Here is a 20,778-nt window from a genome sequence, read left to right on the forward strand (position 1 = left end):
TCCCGCCCCCGCCGCCACGCGGCGCCCGGGGGCCGCCAGCAGGTCTTCGGACTCGGGGTCGGCCGCGCGGAGCGCCTTCCCAGGCCCGGTGTCGCAGGCCCAGTGGCAGTGTGCTCCGCCCGTCACCCTCACCGCTGCGCGTCAGTTCCGGATTCGCACCGGATTCCCTGACCCGTGTGCGCACAAAAACACACAAAGGTACGACTGGCTCGGCGAAACTATCACAGGGCCCCGCGGCCTCCGGATCCGGAGGTCAGCGTCGGGCGTTGAGGGCGTCCACGGCGCCGCGTGCGTCCCCGATCGTCGCGTAGTCCACGGCCACGAAGTTGACCGGTCTGCCGCGCTCGCGTTCGCAGCGCTCCGCCCGGTCGAGGACGAAGCGGCGGGCGTTGACCGTGCCCGCGTCGATGCGGCTGCCGCCGTTGTTGGTGATGAAGTGGTTCATCAGGAACAGCCGCTTGTCGTCGCCGCCGCGATGCGGGACGCAGCTCATCTGGTCGGGGGAGCGGAAGGTGAACGGGGTCTCCATCCCGTAGCGGTAGAAATTCCGGTACCAGGGCGCGGGGCCGTCCGCCTTCTCCGCGAAGACCATCAGACGGCGGCCGCTGTCGATCATCTCGCCGAGCGTCGGCCACGGCTTCGCCGGCTCGGCGTCCGGCCTGCGCACCAGGTCGTCCAACCCGGCCTGCCGGAACGCCTTTTGGGTGTCCTCGCCGGAGATGCCGTCCTGGATGATGAGGGTGAGGACGTCGTTCGGATGGTCGTCCATCCACTCCTTGATCTCGCGCAGTGTCGGCACCAGCGCGATCGCCCCGGCCCTGCACACCGAGTGGCACAGCCACAGCCCCTCGCGCGGCGGGCTGAACCGGTTGACCGCCGAGGTCACCAGCGCCTGCTGCTCCGCCGTGAAGTCGGAGTCGTCCAGGCGCTCAGTGAACTGCTCGGGCGTCTCCCACCGGTAGGTGTCGAGCTGCAGCGCGCGCACCCCGTGGTCCAACTGCGCGGTGATACGCGGGTCCTGGAGCGGGCCGATGAAGTGGTCGGCGGTCGTCGACATCGCGTTGTGCGCGGTCAGATACGCCACCTCGTCGTACGGCCGGTCGCACAGCTCCGTGCTGCCCTGGCACTCCCGGGCCGCCGCAGGGGACGCCGCAAGCGGCATCAGCACCATCCCCGCGACCGCCACGCCCGCCGCCCCGAACCCGAGCCCCACCGCCCGCCGCGACGACCCGAACCGCTGCCGCACCACCCTCGGGACCCGGCCCGCGAGCCCCGACCTGGCGAGCAGGCCGACCCCGGCGAGCAGCGACCCGGCGAGCACGGGGACGAGCGCGGCCCACAGGGCGGTCCCGGTCACATGACTCACGGCGGCGCCCTGCACGTCGTCGACGAGCCGGGTCAGGCTCGGCGGCCACGACGCGGGCGGGTCGACGAGCCGCCCGTCCGTGACGATCCGCGTCACCCAGGCGGCGAGCGCCGCGAGCGCCCCGCCCACCACGAGCGGCGCCCCGAGCAGCACGAGCCGCCGCCCCGGCTGGCGCGGGCCGAGCAGCCACAGCGCGGTCAGCGCCAGCAACAGCAGCCCCGCCGCGACGACTTCGAGCACCCCGAGCCCGACCGCCGTGTACGGGCGCACCTCCCGCAGCCCTGACAGGTCGTTGCCGGACGCCTTGAGGGTGTCGGTCAGGTCCCAGGTGCCACCGTCCACGAGCTGCCGCAGCTGGGCCGCGGCGCCCCGGGTGTCGGCCGAGACGGTGACCGGGGCGACGGCGGCGAGCGCGGTCCCGAGGTCCCCGTCCGCGAGCGCCGTCTCCACCTCGGGCCGCAGCGTCGCGCGCTGCCCGGCCGGTACGAGGGTGAGCAGTGTGCCGGCGATCCGGCTCGCCTGCTCCGCCGTCAGCGGCAGCTTCGGCAGCCCTTCGGGCGCGCGCCCATGGGCGAGGTCGCGCACCCCGTCGGTGAGCGCCTGCCGGAACCGGCCGAAGTCGGGCTCGGAGCGGTGCTGCACGCCCGCGACGAGATCGCCGAAGTAGGTGTGTGCCAGGTCGCCGAGGTTGGCGAGGACGGGCCGCAGGTCGACGACGAGCCGCAGGTCCTGGCGGTCGCCGTTCAAGTAGCCGACCACGGCGTGGATCTGCTGCCGCGTCAGGTCGCGCAGCGTGTCGGGCGGCAGGACCAGCTTGATGTTGGAGGTGATCTGGGCCTCCGGCACCTCGAGCCGGGCCAGCAGGGCGCGGGTGACCGGGGCGGACTCCGGGTCGACCAGGACCTCGTTGTAGAGCCGGTCGTAGGCGTGCTGCTCGTCGAGCACGCCGTCGTGGAAGCCGGGGTCGAGCAGGGTGCCTCGGACGGTGGCCGTCGCGCACACGGTCAGCGTGGCGACGGCGGCCACGACGAGGGCCACCGCGCGTACCAGCGTATGGAGCGCGACCTTCCCCATGCCTTCGACCGTACCCGGCCTACGGCCGCGTCAGTAGTCGAGCGGGTCCCGGCTGATGGGGCAGGTCATGCAGTGGCCGCCGCCGCGGCCCCGGCCGAGTTCGGCGCCGACGATGGTGATGACCTCGACGCCCGCCTTGCGCAGCAGCGTGTTCGTCTGCGTATTGCGGTCGTAGGTGAAGACGACGCCGGGTTCGAGGGCGACCGCGTTGTTGCCGCTGTCCCACTGCTGGCGCTCGGACGCGTACACGTCGCCGCCCGTCTCGATGACCTGGAGGTCGCCGATGCCGAGCGCCTTCGCGACGACCTTCGTGAACGGGGCCGAACCCTCGTCGATGATCTCCAGGCCCGGAGCCTTGTCGCTGGGGCGCAGCGAGAAGCTGTGCACCGAGTCCATGATCTTCGGGTAGAGGGTGACGATGTCGTGGTCGGCGAACGTGAAGACGGTGTCCAGGTGCATCGCGGAGCGCAGCTTCGGCATTCCGGCGACGACGACGTGCTCGGCGGCGCCCCGCTCGAAGAGGGACGCCGCGACCTGCGTGATGGCCTGCCGCGAGGTCCGCTCGCTCATCCCCATCAGGACGACGCCCTTGCCGACGGGCATGATGTCGCCGCCCTCGAAGCTCGCCTGCCCCCACTCCCGCTCCGGATCGCCCCACCACACCGTCGAACCCACGAAGTCCGGGTGGAACTCGTAGACCGCCTTCATCAGGAGCGTCTCGTCGTGCCGCGCGGGCCAGTACAGCGGGTTGAGGGTGAGGCCGCCGTACAGCCAGCACGTGGTGTCGCGGGTGTAGAGGGTGTTGGGCAGCGGCGGCATCAGGTACTCGCGTACGCCGGTGGACTCGCGGGCCAGGGACACGTAAGGGGAGCGGTAGTCGTCGGGCAGGTCGGTGGTGGCGAGCCCGCCGATCAGGAACTCGGCGAGCTGCCGGGGGTCGAGCCCCTCCAGGAACGCGCGCGTGTCGTCGATGAGCCCGAGCCCCACCTGGTTCGCCACGATCTTCCGGTCCAGGAGCCAGGACTTCGCCTCCGGAATCGCCATCGTCTCGGCGAGCAGCTCGTGCAGCTCGACGACCTCGACGCCGCGCCCGCGCAGCTTGTTGACGAAGTCGGCGTGGTCGCGCTGCGCGTTCTCCACCCACATCACGTCGTCGAACAGCAGGTCGTCCGCGTTGGTCGGGGTCAGCCTGCGGTGCGCGAGCCCCGGCGCGCACACGAGCACCTTGCGCAGCCGGCCCACCTCGGAGTGGACGCCGTACGGGGCGGGAGTGGTGCTGTCGGGGTCGGTCACGGGTGCCTCCAAGAAAGGCAGGGGTGGGACGGGGTCGGTAAGCGGCTTCGGAGGTGTCAGGGGCTTCAGAGGCTGATCCAGCCGGCGGCGAGCGCGACGATGCCGACCACGGCACCGATCACGGAGACGGCGAGGATGACGAGTTCGCGCGGCGAGAAGATGCGTCGGCCCTGCTCGCGGCGGGCCATGACGAAGAGGATGGTGGCGGGTGCGTAGAAGATCAGCGAGACGAGGACGAACTTCAGCCCCGCCGCGTACAGCAGGAACGCCGTGTAGATGACGGCCAGCCACGCGATGGTCAGTTCCCGGTTCGACGTACGGCCGCCACTGCCCGCGGTGAGCGGATCGGACCGCATGCCGATCTTCACGGCGAACGCGGCCGCGAGCAGATACGGGATGAGGGAGAGGGCGCTGGTCAGGTCGAGGGCGAAGTTGAAGGCGTCGTCGGAGAACGCGGTGACGACGAGCACGACCTGGGTGAGGATCGTCGTCATGAGCAGGGCGGGCACCGGCACATCGGCCGGGTTCGCGCGGCGCAGGAAGCGCGGCATGTCGTCGTCCTTCGCGGCGACGAACAGCACCTCGGCCGCCATCAGCGTCCACGCCAGATAGGCGCCGAGCACCGACACGATCAGGCCGACGCTGATGAACACCTTCCCCCAGGTGCCGACCGCCTCCTCCAGGACGCCCGCCATGGACGGCTGGCGCAGCTCCGCGATCTCGCTCATCGGCATGATCCCGTACGAGACGATCACGACGGAGGCGAAGATGGCGAAGACGGACAGGAAGCCGAGGATGGTCGCCCGCCCGACGTCCTCGCGGCGCTTGGCGTGCCGCGAGTAGACGCTCGCGCCCTCCACACCGAGGAAGACGAAGACGGTGGCGAGCATCGTGCCGCGCACCTGGCTGAACAGCGAGCCCGCGTAGTCGGCGCCGCCCCAGTTGTCGGCGAAGACGCCCGGGTCGAAGAAGACGAGCGCCAGGATCACGAAGACGAGGATCGGCACGACCTTCGCCACGGTCACGATCCTGTTGATCGCTGCGGCCTCCTTCACGCCGCGCCGGATCATCAGGAAGAACGCCCACAGGCCGACCGACGACAGGATCACCGCGAGCGCGGTGTCCCCCTCGCCGAGCCCCGACCAGATCGTGCCGATCGTCGACATGATCAGCACCCAGTACGTCACATTGCCCACGCACGAGCTGGCCCAGTAGCCGAAGGCGGAGAAGAAGCCCACGTACTCGCCGAAGCCCGCCTTGGCGTACGCGTACACGCCCGCGTCCAGATCGGGCCTGCGGACGGCGAGGGACTGGAAGACGAAGGCGAGCATGAGCATGCCCGCACCGGCGATCACCCAGGAGATGAGGGCCCCCGCCACGCCGGTCTGCTCGGCGAACCGCGCGGGGAGCGAGAACACTCCGGCGCCGACCATGGAGCCGATGACCATGGTGGTCAGCGTGAAAAGCGTCAGCTTCGCGGTCGGCGGGGAGGCCTGCTGCTCCGCCATGTCCGCCCCCTTCGTTCGTTCGTGGCATGTGGGATCTGGGACGCTCAGGCAACAGTTTTCTCCCCAGATGCCGGATATGCGAGTTGTGGGCAGCATGGTGCGAGCCGTCCTCGACGACGTCACGGAAGAAGGACAAGCAGCCATGCATTCCTCGTTGACCCCGGTGATCCTCCGCGAGCTGCGGGAACCGCGCGCCTATCCGGCCGTGTCCCTGGCGATGCCCACCCACCGCAGACCACCGGAGAACAGCCAGGACCCGGTCCGGCTCGGCAACCTCGTCAGCGAGGCGGAACGGCAGCTGACCGCGGATCCGGGGGTGACGAAGGAGCGGCGCGAGGACGTCGTCGCTCAGCTGCGGGCCGCCGTGCAGGAGATCGACCTCGCCCATGTGCGCGACGGCCTTCTCGTCTTCGCGGCGCCGGGCGAGCACCAGGCGTGGGTCGTCGACCGGAGTGTCCCCGAGCGGGTCGTCCTCGCCGACACCTTCCTCACCCGGAACCTGGTCGCCGCGGACGCCGCGCGCCGCCCCTACTGGGTGCTGACCCTGGCGGCCGACCGGATCGCGCTGTGGGACGGCAGGGGCGAGCGCGTCACCGAGGACACCGGGCACGGCTTCCCGCTGACCCGCGGCCTGGAGGACCCGGACGCCGAGCGGAAGGAACGCGTCGGCGACCTCCCCAGCACCTTCCGCGACGAGCAGACCCGGCAGTTCTTCCGGGACGCGGACACCGCGCTGACCGAGGCGCTCGCCGGACGGCCGAGGCGGCTCTACGTCACCGGGGAGTCGGCCGCGCTTGCGCTCCTCGCGGACGTCGGCAGCGTCGCCGACACGGCGATCGAGGTGCCGGTCGGCGGCCTCGCGCAGGCCACCGCGGAGGAGGTCGCGCAGGCGGTGGCCCCGGCCCGGCAGGAAGCGGCGCGGCTCGTGGTCGCGGAGGCGCTCGACCAGCTGGAGCAGGCGCGCGGCGAGCGGAAGTACGCGGCGGGCGTCGACGAGGTGTGGCAGGAGGCCCAGGACGGGCGGATCCGCCGCCTCGTCGTGGAGGAGAACTACCGGATCACCGTGCGGGCCGGCGACGGCCACCTGGAACCGGCCGCCGACGACGACATCGACGCCGTGCACGACATCGTCGACGAGGTCGTCGAGTCCGCCCTGGAGACCGGCGCGGAGGTGGTGTTCGTGCCCGACGACACCCTCGCGGACGCCGGGCGCGTCGCCGCGGTGCTGAGGTTCTGATGCGGGCCCGGAAGGCGATCGGGCCGGTCGCGGGCGCACTGGCGGGTGTCCTCGCGCTCACGGCGTGCGGCAGCGAGAGCGGCGAGGACACGGGGGCCAGCGCTCGGCCCAGCGCGACGCGCACCTCCGTCGACCCGTCCTCGCCGGCCTCGAAGAAGGAGGAGCTGAAGGCCTCCGCGTCCGAGGCCGCGAAGTCCGCGTCGGCGCGGGCCAGCGAACTGGAGGCGTCCGTCTCGGCCGACGTCGAGCGCAACCGCCAGGAGTTCACCAAGCAGCTCAAGAAGGCCGACGGGCAGGGCAACGCGGTGCGCGACGTCGAACTGACCGGCAAGCGCATCGCCGACACCAAGGGCGTGCGCGCCGTCGTCGTCCACATCACCAACACCACGGACAAGACGGCCTCGTACGCGGTGCAGGTCGACTTCACCGACCCCGACGGCAAGCTCGTCGAGTCGAAGGTCGTCGGCGCCAAGGACCTGAAGGCGGGCGGCCGGGCGCAACCGCTCGCGATCAGCACCAAGCCCCCCGAGCCGCACCTCAAGGCGAGCGTGGCGAAGGCCCAGCGGTACTAGATCGCCACGGCCTCTTGTGTCGCGGTCGCCGAAGCGGCCGCGACACGGCGCTGGTGGTGGACCCGCAGCCGCAGCGTGCACCAGATGCCGAGCGCGGACACGGCCATCAGCGCGAGCGCCGTCGGCCAGTACGCGCCACCCGCGAGCGACGACAGCCAGACCGCCGTCACCGGGGCGAAGCCCGCGAACACCATGTTGCAGATCTGGTACGACAGCGAGATGCCGGTGTACCGCACGTGCGGGGCGAACCCGTCGGCGAGGATCGCGGCCATCGGCCCGTACAGCGCCGACATCACGAGCCGCATGGCGAGCATCATCAGGTAGATCAGCGCGACGCTCCCGCCGCCCAGCACCATGAACTGCGGGATCGACAGCAGCACCACCCCCGCGAGCCCCGCCACGACGACCCTGTGCGCGCCGACCCGGTCCCCGAGCAGCGCCAGCAGCGGCGTGACGACGAGCTCCAGGAACGCGGCGAGGGACAGGCCGTTGAGCAGCATCGACTCCTTCAGGTGCAGGGACTCGGTGCCGTACGAGAGCAGATAACTGGTCACCACGTAGTAGCCACCGGTCGCCGTGGCCAACGCGAACACCCCGGTCAGAACGGTCTTCCAGTCCTTCTGCAGCACCTCGGCGACGGGCAGCCGCTTCGACTCGCCCTGCTCGGCGTGGATCTCCTCCATCACCGGCGAGTCCTCCAGCTTGGCGCGGACGACAAGCCCGATGACGACGAGTACGGCGGAGGCCAGGAACGGCACGCGCCAGCCCCAGCTGTCGAACGCGGCGTCACCGAAGAGGTTCATGAGGCTGAACATCCCGGTGGACAACAACGCGCCCACGGACGAACCGAGTTGGGCGAACGACCCGAAGAACGTGGCCTTCCCCTCGGGCGCGTTCTCCACGGCGATGAGCACGGCGCCGCCCCACTCGCCGCCGATGGCGACGCCCTGGATGAGGCGCAGGGTGATCAGCAGAATCGGCGACAGGACACCGACCTGGTCGTACGTCGGCAGCAGACCGATCGCGAACGACGCGATGCCCATCATCAGGAGCGTGATGACCAGCGTCTTCTTGCGGCCGACGCGGTCACCGATGTGCCCGAAGACGATGCCGCCGAGCGGCCGCAGCAGAAAGCCGACGGCGAACGTCGCGAACGACGAGATCGTCTTCAGCGCCGTCGGCATGTCGGCGGGAAAGAACACGTCGTTGAAGACGATCGCCGCGGCGGTGGCGAAGGCGTAGAAGTCGTACCACTCGATGGAGGTACCGGACAACGCGGCAAGCGCCGTCCGAAAGGGACTCTGCGTGGAACGTGTCATGGGACGGGAGCCTCCGGCAGGGGGGAGTCGGGTCTTTTAGGGGCGCGGGGCACGGCGCATCCGTAACCACGGTTCTTTTAGGGGCGCGGGGAACTGCGCGAACCGCAACCACGGCGCGGCGCACACGGCGTCACGGCCGCAAAGAACTACGCGGACCAGGCCTGCTCACCACCGACCCACGTCTCACGAACCCGCACGCCGCCCAACTCCTCCACAGGCACGCGCAGCGGATCCGCATCCAGGACCACGAAATCCGCCAGCATCCCCGGCGCCAACGCCCCCACCGCATCCTCACGATGCAGCGCCCGCGCCGCCGCCCCCGTGTGCGCGTCGAGCCCCGCCGCCACGGACACCCGCAACGACTCGTCACCCAGCACCGTGCCGAGCACCGTCCGCCGCGTCGCCGCCGCGGCCACCGCCTCCAACGGCGCGGGCGGCGCCACCGGCGCGTCCGAGGAGAAGACGACCGGCACCCCCGCCTCGTGGCACCGCCCCGCCGGGTTGTACCGGTGTCCAAGGCCGCCGATCGCGGTCAACGTCCCGTCGCCGGTGCGCAGATGGTGCTGAGGCTGCATCACCGGTACGACGCCGAGCGCCCCCATCCGCTCGATCTGCTCGTCCGTCGGAAGCCCCGAGTGCTCGACGCGGTGCCGCATGTCGTCGCGCGCCCGGTCGGCCTGCGCCTTCTCGATCGCGTCGAGCACCATCCCGATCGCGTACGGGGACTGCGCGTGCGTCGCCGTCTGCAGACCGGCGGCGTGGGCGCGCCGCACGATCTCCGCGTACTCCTCGACCGAGTGGTACAGCTGCCCGTGGTGGCAGCAGTCGGCGGCGTACCCCTCGGGGAAGTACGCGGTCCAGCCGCCGAGCGTGCCGTCGGCGTAGAACTTGACGCCCTGGACGCGGAATTGGTCGTCGCCGAAGCCGCGCACGGCGCCGAGTTCGAGGGCGGTGTCGAGCAGCGCGGAGGTGAGATACGCGCTCACACGCATCCGCAGCGCGCCGTCCGCCCGCGCCCGCAGATACGTCTCCATCTCGCGCCGCGACACCTGCGCGTCGCCGATCGTGGTGACACCGGCGGCGAGGAACACCTCCTGGGCGCGCAGCAGATGGTCGGCCATGATGTCTTCGGGCTCGGAGAGGTGGAAGTTCGGCCCGTGGTTGCCGATCTTCACTCCGGCCGGTCCGGTGAGCAGGTCGCAGGCGGCGTCCCACAACTGTCCGTCGGGCTCCCCGTTCTCGAAGTGCCCGATGCTGCCACCCTCCGGCGACGGAGTGCCGGCCGTGATCCGACAGGTGCGCAGGGCATGGGAGTTGACGACGCCGCCGTGCCCGGAGGCGTTCATGACGTAGACCTCGCGGTCGTCCGCGACCCGGTCCAGGTCGTGGCAGCTGGGGTGCCGCCCCTCCGCGAGCCGCCGGTGCTCGTAGCCGAAGCCGCGCACCGGGACGCCGCCCGGCAGGTCACGGGCCGCCTCCCGCAGCACCTCCACCATCGTGTCGATGTCCGGCACCCGCTCGGGCCGCAGATCGACCCAGGCGAGCGCCTGCCCGTACATCACCGGGTGGCAGTGTGCGTCGACGAATCCGGGGTGCACGAGGCCGCCGTCGAGCGTCAGCTCCTCGTCGACCCGGCCGCCGAGCGCGGCGCGGGCCTCCTCGACGGTGCCGACGTGCACGACGCGCTCGCCGCGCACGGCGAGGGCCTCGGCCCTGACGGTGGTACCGGCGGCGGCGACGGCGGCACCGGTGACGAGGAGCGTGTGCTCGGGGGAGCGGGGCATGGCAGGCCTGCTTTCGACCGGGAGCGTACAGGGGGTGCCGACAGACGATTCGGCTCGCAGAACGATAAAGAGCGAACGACTGGTTGACCAGAGGGTCAAGGGAAGAATGTTTGTAAAGCTGTTTCGACTCTTCGCTTACGTATCGACTGTGCGCCCCGGTGTCGCCCGCGCGCTCACTCCGTGCGCGGCCCCACGTCGTACCGCTCCTTGACCAGTTCGAGGTGCAGCCAGCTCTCCACCTCGCGCACGGCGGGCAGCTCCCGCATCTCCTCGATCGTGGCGCGCACCGCGGCGAACGACTCCGCCGTGACCGTGCCGACCAGCTCCGCACGCCCCAGGCACGTCGACAGGAACGTCACGCGCTCGAAGCCGGCGATCCGCTCCGCGACGTCCGCCGCCGCGCCGTCGACCCGCAGGCTGAACCCGCACAGATACCCCATGCCGAGCACCTCGGGCCTGACCAGTGCGACCACCTTCGCGACCCCGCCCTCAAGGAGGCGCAGGGTGCGCGCACGGGTCGCGCCCGCCGACAGGCCGACGCGCGCGGCGAGTTCCGCGAAGGCGAGGCGGCCGTCGTCCTCCAGCTCGGCGAGGATCCGCTCGTCCATCGCGTCCAGCGCGCTCACCGTCGGCTCCCGCGTCAGCAGGTACGGGTCCTTCACGTGCCGCGCCGCGACGAGCGTGTCCACCGCGCGGACGCCCGGCAGCGCGCGGATCCGTTCGATGGCCTCGTCGAGCGCGCCGAAGCCCGCCGTGCGCAGCTCCGTCATGATGGCGCGCCGCCCGCTGGTCAGCGTCACGAACGGGGCCTCGGGCAGCTCGGCGATCGCGCGCGCCACCGGACCCGCGGCGCCTTCCGTGTCGATCGCCAGGTGCGCGGAGGCCGAGAGCTCGCGCACGGCGGGGTGCACGATCGCCACGACCCGCACGGCGCCCGACTCCTGGAGCCGCTGCACCCGCATCCGCGCCGCGGGCCGCGACAGGCCCACGCGCTGGGCCAGGGTCTCGTACGTGAGACGGCCGTCGGTCTGCAGCTCGCGCACGAGGTGCTGGTCGGTCTCGTCGAGATCCACGTGCTGTTCCCCTCAACGGTTCGGTTCGTCCTGGCCGCTGGTCGGCCGGGTGCCCGCTCATTCTTGTTCACGGCACGGGCGACCGTCTCATCCGGCCTGGACAAGGTATGCAGTCGAAACGTAAGTTCAATCCCCGTAAGCCAACCGAATCATTCCTGACTTCTCTCTGGAGGATGGTGTGCCGCGCCCCGTCGCCGTGATCACCGACACCGAGGAGCTCGACCCCGTGCCCGGTGTCCAGCTCCTCACCGACGCCGGCTGGGACGTACGCGTCGTCGGCAGCCGGGACCCGGAGGCGATCACCGCCGCCGCGCACGACGCGGACGCGCTCGTCGTCGGGTACGCGCGCGTGGACGCGGACCTCCTCGACCGCCTGCCCAAGGTGCGGATGATCGCCACCATGTCCGCCGGCTACGACATGATCGACACCGCGGAGGCGGAGCGCCGCGGCCTCTGGGTCGCGAACCTGCCGGGCGCCGCGACCGAGGACGTCGCCGTGCACGCCCTCGCCCAGTCGCTCGCCCTCGCCCGCCGCCTCCCGCAGGCCGACGCCGTCGTCCGCTCGGGCGGCTGGAACACCGAACTCGGCGAAGTACCGCGCAGGGCAAGCGAGTTGACGCTCGGCCTCGTCGGCATGGGCCGCATCGCCCGCACCCTCGCCCGCCTCGCCGCACCCCTCTTCGGCCGCGTCGCCGCGTACGACCCGCGCGCCACCGACTGGCCCGCGGGCGTCGAACGCGCCGACGACCTGGACACGCTCGTGGCCCGCGCCGACATCCTCTCCCTGCACGTCCCCTCCACCCCGGACACCAAGGGCATGGTCGACGCCGGCCTCCTCGCCCGCATGCGCCCCGGCAGCCTCCTCGTGAACGTCTCCCGAGGCGACCTCGTCGACGCCGAGGCGCTGCTCGCCGCCCTCGACAGCGGCCTGCTCGCGGGCGCCGCCCTCGACGTCTTCCCCGTCGAACCGCCCACCCCCGACGACCGCCTGCGCACCCACCCCCGCCTGCTGCTCTCCCCGCACAGCGCCTTCCTCTCCGACGCCTCGCTGCGCGCCTACGTCACCGAACCCGCGCGCAACGTCCTCGCCTGGTGGACCACGGGCCGCCCCCACACCCCCGTCGTCGACCCGACAACCCGCCACACCTCCCGTACGCAAGGAGCCCTCGCGTGACCGACACCCTCGCCACCCCCGTCACGGCCGACGACAGCGCCGCCGCCCAGGAGGAGTGGCGGCTGCGCCGCGAACTGGCCGCCGTCTACCGCCTGGTCGCGCACTTCCGCATGACCGACCTGATCTTCACGCACATCTCGCAGCGCCTTCCGGGGCCGGACAACCACTTCCTCATCAACCCCTACGGCCTGCTCTTCGAGGAGATCACCGCTTCGAACCTGGTGAAGATCGACCTTGAGGGCAACGCGGTCGAGCCCAGCCCGCACCCCGTCAACCCGGCCGGATTCGTGATCCACTCCGCGATCCACAAGGCCCGCCCCGACGCCCACTGCGTGCTGCACACCCACACCAAGGCGGGCTGCGCCGTCGCCGCGCAGCAGGGCGGGCTGCTCCCCGTCAACCAGATGTCGATGGAGTTCCACAACCGCGTCGGCTACCACGACTACGAAGGCGTCGCCCTCAACCTCGACGAGCAGGAGCGCCTCGTCGCCGACCTCGGCACGCACCCCGCGCTGATCCTGCGCAACCACGGACTGCTGACCGTCGGGGAGAGCGCCAAGCAGGCGTTCCTGCGCATGTACTACCTGGAGAAGGCCTGCGAGATCCAGGTCACCGCCCAGGCGGGCGGCGGGCTGATCATCCCCGCCGAGCAGGTCTGCGAGTACACGGCCCAGCAGCTCACCGGCGAGGCCTCGTCGGACATCGAGGACGACATCGCGTACGACCTGGCCTGGGGCGCGCTGCTGCGGCTCGTGGAGCGGGTCGCGCCCGACTACAAGGAGTGAGCGGGCGGTAGGGCGGCGCGCGGGTTCTACTGAGGGAGGCGCCCCCTGTGTGGCCGGGGGCGCAGGCCGGAAGGGAGCCCCCGTGACCCGCGCGACCGACACCGTCCTCAAGGGACTCGACGCACTCCGCCCCTGGCTGGAGGACCTCTACAAGGACCTCCACACCCACCCCGAACTGGGCTTCCAGGAGCACCGCACCGCCGCCAAGGCCGCCGAGTCCCTGCGGTCCGACGGCTTCGAGGTGACCGAGGGCATCGGCGGCACCGGCCTCATCGGCGTGCTGCGCGGCGATGGCGGCGACGGCCCCACGGTGATGCTGCGCGCCGACATGGACGGGCTGCCGGTGGCCGAGGCGACGGGCCTGCCCTACGCGTCGACCGCCACCGCCGAGGCCGCCGACGGCAAGACGGTCCCCGTCATGCACGCCTGCGGCCACGACGTGCACGTCTCCACGATGCTCGCCTTCGCCCGCCTCATGGCGGGGGCCCGGGAAGCCTGGCGGGGCACGCTCGTGGTGCTCCTCCAGCCCTCCGAGGAGAACGGCGCGGGCGCCGACGCGATGGTCGCCGACGGCCTCGTCGACCGCTCGCCCCGGCCGGACGTCGTCCTCGCCCAGCACGTCCTGCCGTACCCGGCGGGCTACGTCGGCATCAGGCCCGGCTCCTTCCTCGCCGCCGCCGACAGCACGAAGGTCACCCTGTACGGGCGCGGCGCCCACGGCTCCATGCCGCAGAACGCCGTCGACCCCGTGGTGATGGCCGCGATGACGGTCGTCCGGCTCCAGACGGTGGTCTCCCGCGAACTCGCCGCCGCGACCCCCGCCGTGCTCACCGTCGGCGCCATCACGGCCGGTACGGGACCGAACATCATCCCCGACCGCGCCGAGCTGCAACTCAACGTCCGTACGTACGACGAGGAGACACGGACCGCCGTCCACGAGGCCGTCGAACGCATCGTGCGCGCCGAGGCGACGGCGTCCGGCGCCACCCGCGACCCCGAGTTCGAGCCCCTCTCCGCCTTCCCGCCCACCGTCAACGACGAGGCTCCGACCCGCACCGTCGCCGCCGCCTTCACCGAGCACTTCGGCGAGCAGGCCCACACCATCGAGGCCCAGCCGGCCAGCGAGGACATGAGCCGCATCCCCGAGGCGTTCGGCGTCCCCTTCACCTACTGGGGAATCGGCGGCACGGACCCGGCGACGTACGAGAAGGCGGCAGCGGCGGGCCGCCTCACCTCCGACGTCCCGGTCAACCACAGCCCGCACTTCGCCCCGGCCGTCGAGCCCACCCTCGACACGGGCGTCCGCGCGCTCACGGCGGCGGCCCTCGCCTGGCTGGCCTGAGCCACGACCCCGCCCCGGTCGGGCGTCCTCCAGGGGGCGGCATCCGGGGGCCGTGAGCAGGCGCGGCGCCGCCGATCGACGGACCATGGGAGAGGCCGGAGAGCGACGAGCAGAGGGGAGTGCCGCAGGTGGCTGGCGGGCGCGAGCACGGACACCCCGAGGAGCTCGACGAGGACGCCGAGGAGCACGGTGGACCCGGACCCGGACCCGGACCCGGACCCGGACCGGGCGAGGGCGGACCGGGTGGCGGGTACGAGGCGGAGGTCCGGCAGGTCGACGGGCTCAACCGGCTCGCCGGGCCCGCCTCCGGAGGGGCCCGCGCCGAGGGGGAGCCGCCGCGGACGCGGCACCGCGAAACCGATCTGCTCGTGACCGGGCACGCGCTGGCCCGGGTCGCCTCGCTGGGGGAGGCGCTCACCCTCATCTCCCAGCTCACCGCCGACGACTTCCCGCTGTGCGCGCAGGCCGTGTTCCGGGCCGACCGCGAAGTGCTGTACTGCGTCGGCGGGTTCGGGCTGCGCGAGGGCGACGGCGACGGCGAGGCCGAGGCGTTCCGGCTGCCGCTGCGCACCGAGCACCCGGCCGCGCAGGTGGCGAGGACCGGGCGGCCCGTGGTGCTGACCTCGCCGGGGGAGTACCGCGACCGGTTCCCGGCCGCCGCCGGGTACGCCGACCGGGAGAGCCACGCGGCCTGGGCGTTCCTGCCGCTGCACACGTACGGCCAGCTCACCGGCGTATGGATGGTCGTCTTCGACGCCCCGGTGGAGATGACAGGCGGCATCGGCACCTTCCTCGTGACGCTCGCCCGGCTGCTCGGCCAGAGCATCGAGCAGACCTACGACGGGCAGGCCGACCTCGCCCTCTCCCAGAGCCTGCGCAGCAGCATGGGCCGCATCGGCCCCGGCCCCGAAGGGCTCACCGTCACCGCCCGGTACGTCCCCACCGGCGGCGGGCTCATGGTCGGCGGCGACTGGTTCGACAGCATCGCCCTGCCGGGCGGCCGCCTCGGCCTGGTGATCGGCGACGTACAAGGACACGACGTCCAGGCCGCCGGCCTGATGTCCCAACTGCGCACCGCCATCCACGCCTACGCAGCCGAGGGCCACGGACCCGACGCCGTCCTCGTCCGGGCCTCGCACTTCCTGGCCTCGCTCGACGAGGGCCGCTTCGCCACCTGCGTCTACCTGGAGGCAGATCCCGCGACCGGCGTCCTGCGCATCGCCCGCGCCGGGCACCCGCACCCGGTGCTGCGGCTGCCGGACGGCACCTGCCTGCTCAAGCACGTACGCGGCGGGCTGCCGCTCGGGCTCGACCTCGGCGAGGACGACTACCCGGTCAGCGAGGTCGCGCTGCGGGACAACGAGATCCTGATGCTGTGCACGGACGGGCTGATCGAGTCCGGCGGGCACGACATGTACTCCGGCTGGCTCCGGGTGCGCACCGCGCTCACCCCCGGCGGCCCCGACGACCTCGAAGGACTGGCCGACCGCCTCATGGACGCCGTCGTCGCCCCGCAGGCGGCGCAGCCCGGCGACCGGCCCGTCACCTCGTTCACGGAGGACGACATCGCGCTGCTGCTGCTGCGCCGCGACCCCTCCGCCGACCACGCCGACGGGCCCGGCCGCAACCTCCGCTTCACCCTCGAACAGGACCAGGCCCAGGGCATCGCCGACGCCCGCATCGAATTCCAGGGGCTGCTGCACGACTGGGCCCGCCCCGAGCAGGTCGACACGGCGCTCCTGCTCGTCTCCGAACTCCTCGGCAACGTCCTCATCCACACCGAGCACGCCGCCGTCCTGCGCGCCGACATCGAGGGCCCCGAAGGCCGGCGCAGGCTGCGCGTCGAGGTCTCCGACCGCAGCGACGAGGTCCCGCACCGCCGCGCCCCCGGCGAACTCTCCTCCTCCGGCCGCGGCCTCGTCCTCCTCGACCTCCTCGCCCACCGCTGGAACCTGCGCCCCGACCCGGAGGGCAAGACGGTCTGGTTCGAACTGGACGAGGACGGGCCCGAGGAACCGTAGGACGACTTCCTGGGGAACCGCTCACGTCCTGTCGAACGTGACGGTGCAGTGGCAGAGCAGCCAGATGTCGTCGATGAGCGCCTGGACGATGTCGGTGCGGCGCAGCCAGCCCTTCAGGTCACTCAGCGGCTTCCCGTCGAACGTCGCCTTGCGCAACCGCGCCACCCGCGGGTCCGTCAGTCGGTCCGTCGCCTTGACGAACACCCCCACCTCGTCGAGCCGAATGTGGCGTACGGGGCCCAATCCCCGTGCCGCGTACGTTCGTTGAAGCCCGCCGGGGTGCGGTCCAGGCGGACCAGACAGCTCTCGCCCACCCCCGGCTCGTCCTTGAAGTGGTGGAACATCAGGACGCGATCCGCGCGCCGTGGCCACGGCGCCCGCTCGTCCGGCCCTTCGTGGCCGAGTTCCGGAACCAGCTCCTCCCCGTTGAAGAGGAAGTCGTCGTTGATGGGGAAGGCGTCGCTCCCCGGTGCGGCGTCCGCGTAGCGCGGCACTCCGCGGTCCGTGCGGCGGGTGATCGCCTGCGTCACGGGCCGAAGCTGACGCTGTCGTACGACTCGGGGACGGGCAACGGGCTCTTCGGTTTCGGCTGGCGACTGTCGGCGCGGCTGCCCGTGCCCGTCGCCGGGTTCGCCGTTCCGCCCAATGGCCCGTTCGCGGCCCGGGGTGGGACGCCGCTCCGGAACGCCCGCCGGGCGCACGCCCCTGGCGTGTGAATCCGTGCGAAATCAGCCGGGGAGGCGGCGCGTCCGGTGGCCGGGTGAACTCGTGATTCCGCAGGTCGTGAGGGGTATCGCGGGCTCCGAGGGGTGGTTGGGGGGTGACTGATACGTGTAGGTGGCTTCAGGTGGTGACCACAAATTCCACACATCCCTCTCTATGGGAGGTCTCAATGGTCTAGATTGACCGTGCTTCGCTTCACATGCCGGGCACGCTCGGACACGAGGCGACAAATAATGATCTATTGCTCCGGCAGTCAGGGGCGGTTGACCGCCGCGCCTGCCGGAGTCACAACGGGGGGTGATCAATTCTTGGTGCCCGAGACGGGCCCGGGCGCGGGGAGCGCCCGAGGACTCCAGGGACTCGCGCACCTCACGCTCCGAACGCGGGGCGGACCGGGCAAGTCCGCCAAAGACTGAGCGGATTGCCCACACAGCGCTGGAAATGCCGAAAGTCATGCGCGGGAGGCGGGGGCCTCCCGAGGGGGAGGAGCAGTGCGGCGCGGGGGCCGGGGGGTCTCCCGAGGAGGGGAACAGCGCGGGAGGCGGGGGCGCCTCCCAGGGGGGAGTAACCGTGTTGGGCGAGCACGTCGAACCCGCTGGCGACCAGGACGGGGCGGTACAGCAAGGGGACTTGATCAGCCCGTTCCCACCGGAGCGCGGACGCCCGGGGGACGGGGAGTTACGTCGGCCCGCGAGCGACTGGGAACAGCGCTACCGCCGCATCGTGATCGTGAGCGACACCGTGGCAACGGCCTTCGTCGTGGCCGCCTTCGGCGGCTTCTTCGGAGTCAGGGACGCGGCCAACTGGCACGAGAAGTGGAAGATACTCGCCTTCGGGACCGAGTTACTGGTCCTGGGGGCACTGGCGGTCAGCCGCTCCTGGGCGCCCGCCGTGCTCGGCCAGGGCGCCGAGGAATTCCGCAGGCTCGGGCGTTCGCTGTTCACGGCGACCGTCGTGCTCGCGCTCGGCGGAATCGCCCTGACCTCGCGGAACATCAAGCTGTGGATATTCGTCGCGATCCCCGCGATCGCGCTGGTCACCATGACCGCCCGCTATCTGCTGCGCCTGTGGCTGCACAGACAGCGCAAGGAGGGCCGGTGCCTGCGCCCCGTCCTCGCGGCCGGAAGCCCGGCCACCGTCAGCGATTTGATCACCAGGACCCGCAAGTTCCCGCACATCGGCTGGCGGGTCGAGGCCATCTGCATGTCGGAGAGCCACGGCCTCGACGGTGACCACTTCGAGGGGGTCCCGGTCGTCGGACGGCTGACGGACGTGGCCAACCACGTGCGCCGCGACGGATACCGGGTCGTCGCCGTCACCCCGGACCCGCACTGGTCGCCGGACCGGCTGCAGCGCCTCGCCTGGAACCTGGAGGGCAGCGACGCGGAAATGGTCGTGGCGCCCGTCCTCATGGAGGTCGCGGGACCGCGGCTGCACGTCGACGCGGTGCTCGGGATACCGCTCCTGCGGGTCAGCATGCCGGCCTTCACCGGGGGACGGCGGGCGATCAAGGAAGTCGTCGACCGGCTCGGTTCGGCGTTCCTGATCCTGCTGTTCGCGCCGCTGATGGTGCTCGTCGGGCTCTTCGTACTCCTGGACAGCAGGGGCGGGGTGTTCTACCGGCAGCGCCGCGTCGGCAAGGACGGGCGCGAGTTCACCATCCTCAAGTTCCGCACCATGGTCACCGGCGCCCACAACAAACGCGCAGGACTCGCCGACCGGAACGAGGGCGCGGGGCTGCTGTTCAAGCTCCGCCGCGACCCGCGGGTGACCCGGGTGGGGCAGGTACTGCGCCGCTACTCGCTCGACGAACTCCCGCAACTGTTCAACGTACTCACCGGGTCCATGTCGCTCGTCGGCCCGCGCCCGCCACTGCCGGAGGAGTCCGCCGCGTACGGACCCGACATCCGGCGGCGGCTGCTCGTCAAGCCGGGGCTCACCGGGCTCTGGCAGATCAGCGGGCGCAGCGACCTGCCGTGGGAGGAGGCCGTCCGCCTCGACCTGCGGTACGTCGAGGACTGGTCGCTCGCCCTGGACACGGTGATCTTGTGGAAGACGCTACGGGCCGTGCTGCACGGACAAGGGGCCTACTGAGCCCTGTCGAGCAAGGGGGGCGCCGCTTCGGCGGCGTACGGACGGCGGGCCACAAGGGCCCGTCGAGGGGGAGGAACGGTCATGAGAATCAGCGTCTTAGGGCTTGGTTACGTCGGATGTGTGTCGGCCGCGTGCCTCGCGGGGCAGGGCCACGAAGTCATCGGCGTGGACGTCAGCGAGGCCAAGGTCGACCTGGTCAACGCCGGGAAGGCACCGGTCGTCGAGGAGCGGATCGGCGAACTCACCGCCGAGGTCGTCGGGAGCGGCGCGCTGCGCGCCACCCGCGACGTCCGCGAGGCGATCCTGGGCAGCGACGTGTCCCTTGTGTGCGTCGGCACGCCGTCGGAGCCCAACGGCAGCCTGTGCACCACCTACTTGGAACGGGTCGCCGAACAGATCGGCGCCGCGCTCGCCGAGCGGGGGGAACAGGGCGGCAGCCGGCACACGGTCGTGTTCCGCAGCACCATGCTCCCGGGCACCTGCCTGAACCTGCTGGTGCCGATCCTGGAGAAGAGCGTCGGCGGCACCGCCGGCGTGGACTTCGGCGTCGCCGTCAACCCGGAGTTCCTGCGCGAAGGCACCAGCGTGCGGGACTTCTTCGACCCGCCCAAGACCGTCATCGGCGAATTCGACGCGGCCAGCGGCGACGTCGTGGCATCCCTGTACGAGGGGCTGCCCGGCGAGGTGTTCCGCGTTCCGGTTCCGGTGGCCGAGGCGATCAAGTACGCCGACAACTCGTTCCACGGCCTGAAGATCGGCTTCGCGAACGAACTCGGCGCCGTGTGCCAGGCGTTGGGCGTGGACTCGCACCAGGTGATGGACGTGTTCCTCGCCGACCGCAAGCTCAACATCAGCCCCGCCTACCTGCGCCCCGGCTTCGCCTTCGGCGGCTCCTGCCTGCCCAAGGACCTGCGCAGCCTCGTGCACGCCGCGCGGCGCGCCGATGTCTCCGTGCCGATCCTCGCGCACGTACTCGCCTCGAACGCCGACCACTTGCAGCGCGCGGTCGAACTCGTCGAGCGCACCGGCAAGCGGAAGGTCGGCATGTTCGGCCTGTCCTTCAAGCCCGGCACCGACGACCTGCGCGAGAGCCCGCTCGTCGAGCTGGCCGAGCGGCTCTACGGCAAGGGGTACGAGCTCAAGATCTACGACGCCAACGTGAGCCTCTCGCGGCTGATGGGCGCCAACCGCGAGTACATCGAGCAGCGGCTTCCACACCTCGCGCAACTGCTCGCGGACTCCGTCGACGAGGTCCTCCAGCACGCCGAGGTGTGCCTGGTCGGGACCAAGGACCAGGCCGTGCTCGACGCGCTGCCGCACAGCGGCGGCCCGGCGGTCGTCGACCTCATCCGCCTACCCGACGCCGAAGCGCGCCGGGCCGAACCGGGATACATGGGCCTTGCTTGGTAACGC

17 protein-coding genes and 1 riboswitch are annotated in these 20,778 nt (G+C 71.6%); of the genes, 9 read left to right on the forward strand and 8 right to left on the reverse strand.

The features are described 5' to 3' along the window. Window positions 1-19: 19 nt before the first annotated feature. A riboswitch (cobalamin riboswitch) is annotated at window positions 20-224 on the reverse strand. A gap of 29 nt (window positions 225-253) precedes the next feature. The 3 genes from RBJ65_RS32980 to RBJ65_RS32990 all read right to left on the reverse strand — a co-directional run bounded on the left by RBJ65_RS32980 (window position 254) and on the right by RBJ65_RS32990 (window position 5,241). Beyond that, entirely contained in the window at window positions 254-2,440 is a 2,187-nt protein-coding gene (locus RBJ65_RS32980; protein ID WP_306320244.1) for a PI-PLC domain-containing protein, read from the reverse strand. A gap of 30 nt (window positions 2,441-2,470) precedes the next feature. Beyond that, window positions 2,471-3,733 carry an arginine deiminase gene (locus tag RBJ65_RS32985; RefSeq protein ID WP_306320243.1) on the reverse strand — a complete coding sequence of 421 codons (1,263 nt, stop codon included), beginning with the start codon at window positions 3,731-3,733 and terminating at the stop codon, window positions 2,471-2,473. Between the two features lie 65 nt (window positions 3,734-3,798). Further along, window positions 3,799-5,241 carry a basic amino acid/polyamine antiporter gene (locus RBJ65_RS32990; protein WP_306320242.1) on the reverse strand — a complete coding sequence of 481 codons (1,443 nt, stop codon included), beginning with the start codon at window positions 5,239-5,241 and terminating at the stop codon, window positions 3,799-3,801. A gap of 142 nt (window positions 5,242-5,383) precedes the next feature. Here RBJ65_RS32990 and RBJ65_RS32995 point away from each other — a divergent pair, with 142 nt between their 5' ends. Beyond that, window positions 5,384-6,478 carry a chemotaxis protein gene (locus RBJ65_RS32995; RefSeq protein WP_306320241.1) on the forward strand — a complete coding sequence of 365 codons (1,095 nt, stop codon included), beginning with the start codon at window positions 5,384-5,386 and terminating at the stop codon, window positions 6,476-6,478. After that, window positions 6,478-7,050 carry a hypothetical protein gene (locus RBJ65_RS33000; RefSeq protein WP_306320240.1) on the forward strand — a complete coding sequence of 191 codons (573 nt, stop codon included), beginning with the start codon at window positions 6,478-6,480 and terminating at the stop codon, window positions 7,048-7,050. The genes RBJ65_RS32995 and RBJ65_RS33000 overlap by 1 nt, the downstream gene beginning before the upstream one ends. Here the strand turns inward: RBJ65_RS33000 and RBJ65_RS33005 are convergent. The 3 genes from RBJ65_RS33005 to RBJ65_RS33015 form a co-directional block, all read right to left on the reverse strand. Next, a complete protein-coding gene (locus RBJ65_RS33005) occupies window positions 7,047-8,369 on the reverse strand; it encodes an MFS transporter (protein ID WP_306320239.1) in 1,323 nt (440 codons plus the stop codon). The two genes, RBJ65_RS33000 and RBJ65_RS33005, sit on opposite strands and share 4 nt — an antisense overlap. Window positions 8,370-8,515: 146 nt before the next feature. After that, complete coding sequence (locus tag RBJ65_RS33010) at window positions 8,516-10,153, reverse strand: amidohydrolase (RefSeq protein ID WP_306320238.1); 1,638 nt, start codon at window positions 10,151-10,153, stop codon at window positions 8,516-8,518. A gap of 173 nt (window positions 10,154-10,326) precedes the next feature. Then, window positions 10,327-11,226, reverse strand: a complete 900-nt coding sequence (locus RBJ65_RS33015) for an Lrp/AsnC family transcriptional regulator (protein WP_306320237.1) — start codon at window positions 11,224-11,226, stop codon at window positions 10,327-10,329. A gap of 178 nt (window positions 11,227-11,404) precedes the next feature. Here RBJ65_RS33015 and RBJ65_RS33020 point away from each other — a divergent pair, with 178 nt between their 5' ends. The 4 genes from RBJ65_RS33020 (at window position 11,405) to RBJ65_RS33035 (ending at window position 16,548) form a co-directional block, all read left to right on the forward strand. Then, window positions 11,405-12,400: a C-terminal binding protein gene (locus tag RBJ65_RS33020; protein ID WP_306320236.1), complete on the forward strand. Its 996-nt coding sequence runs from the start codon at window positions 11,405-11,407 to the stop codon at window positions 12,398-12,400. Then, a complete protein-coding gene (locus tag RBJ65_RS33025; protein WP_306320235.1) occupies window positions 12,397-13,185 on the forward strand; it encodes a class II aldolase/adducin family protein in 789 nt (262 codons plus the stop codon). The genes RBJ65_RS33020 and RBJ65_RS33025 overlap by 4 nt, the downstream gene beginning before the upstream one ends. A gap of 82 nt (window positions 13,186-13,267) precedes the next feature. Continuing rightward, on the forward strand, window positions 13,268-14,527 hold the full coding sequence (locus tag RBJ65_RS33030; protein WP_306320234.1) for an amidohydrolase: 1,260 nt from the start codon (window positions 13,268-13,270) through the stop codon (window positions 14,525-14,527). A 128-nt stretch (window positions 14,528-14,655) separates the two neighbouring features. Continuing rightward, window positions 14,656-16,548 (forward strand): SpoIIE family protein phosphatase, encoded by a 1,893-nt coding sequence (locus tag RBJ65_RS33035; protein WP_306320233.1) that lies wholly within the window; start codon window positions 14,656-14,658, stop codon window positions 16,546-16,548. Window positions 16,549-16,569: 21 nt separating this feature from the next. Here RBJ65_RS33035 and RBJ65_RS33040 read toward each other — a convergent pair whose 3' ends face one another. Then, window positions 16,570-16,758 carry a hypothetical protein gene (locus RBJ65_RS33040; protein ID WP_372341311.1) on the reverse strand — a complete coding sequence of 63 codons (189 nt, stop codon included), beginning with the start codon at window positions 16,756-16,758 and terminating at the stop codon, window positions 16,570-16,572. Further along, window positions 16,725-17,078 carry a hypothetical protein gene (locus tag RBJ65_RS33045; RefSeq protein ID WP_306320231.1) on the reverse strand — a complete coding sequence of 118 codons (354 nt, stop codon included), beginning with the start codon at window positions 17,076-17,078 and terminating at the stop codon, window positions 16,725-16,727. The genes RBJ65_RS33040 and RBJ65_RS33045 overlap by 34 nt, the downstream gene beginning before the upstream one ends. A 15-nt stretch (window positions 17,079-17,093) precedes the next feature. Between RBJ65_RS33045 and RBJ65_RS42195 the strand changes: the two genes are divergently transcribed. The 3 genes from RBJ65_RS42195 to RBJ65_RS33055 all read left to right on the forward strand — a co-directional run bounded on the left by RBJ65_RS42195 (window position 17,094) and on the right by RBJ65_RS33055 (window position 20,775). Next, complete coding sequence (locus tag RBJ65_RS42195; protein ID WP_372342336.1) at window positions 17,094-17,264, forward strand: hypothetical protein; 171 nt, start codon at window positions 17,094-17,096, stop codon at window positions 17,262-17,264. 637 nt (window positions 17,265-17,901) lie between these two features. Then, window positions 17,902-19,365 (forward strand): sugar transferase, encoded by a 1,464-nt coding sequence (locus RBJ65_RS33050; protein WP_306320230.1) that lies wholly within the window; start codon window positions 17,902-17,904, stop codon window positions 19,363-19,365. Window positions 19,366-19,446: 81 nt separating this feature from the next. Further along, window positions 19,447-20,775 (forward strand): nucleotide sugar dehydrogenase, encoded by a 1,329-nt coding sequence (locus RBJ65_RS33055; RefSeq protein ID WP_306320229.1) that lies wholly within the window; start codon window positions 19,447-19,449, stop codon window positions 20,773-20,775. Window positions 20,776-20,778: the final 3 nt, after the last annotated feature.

The sequence above is a fragment of the Streptomyces sp. KL109B genome (assembly GCF_030766935.1).
In the GTDB taxonomy this organism is placed as follows: Bacteria; Actinomycetota; Actinomycetes; order Streptomycetales; family Streptomycetaceae; genus Streptomyces.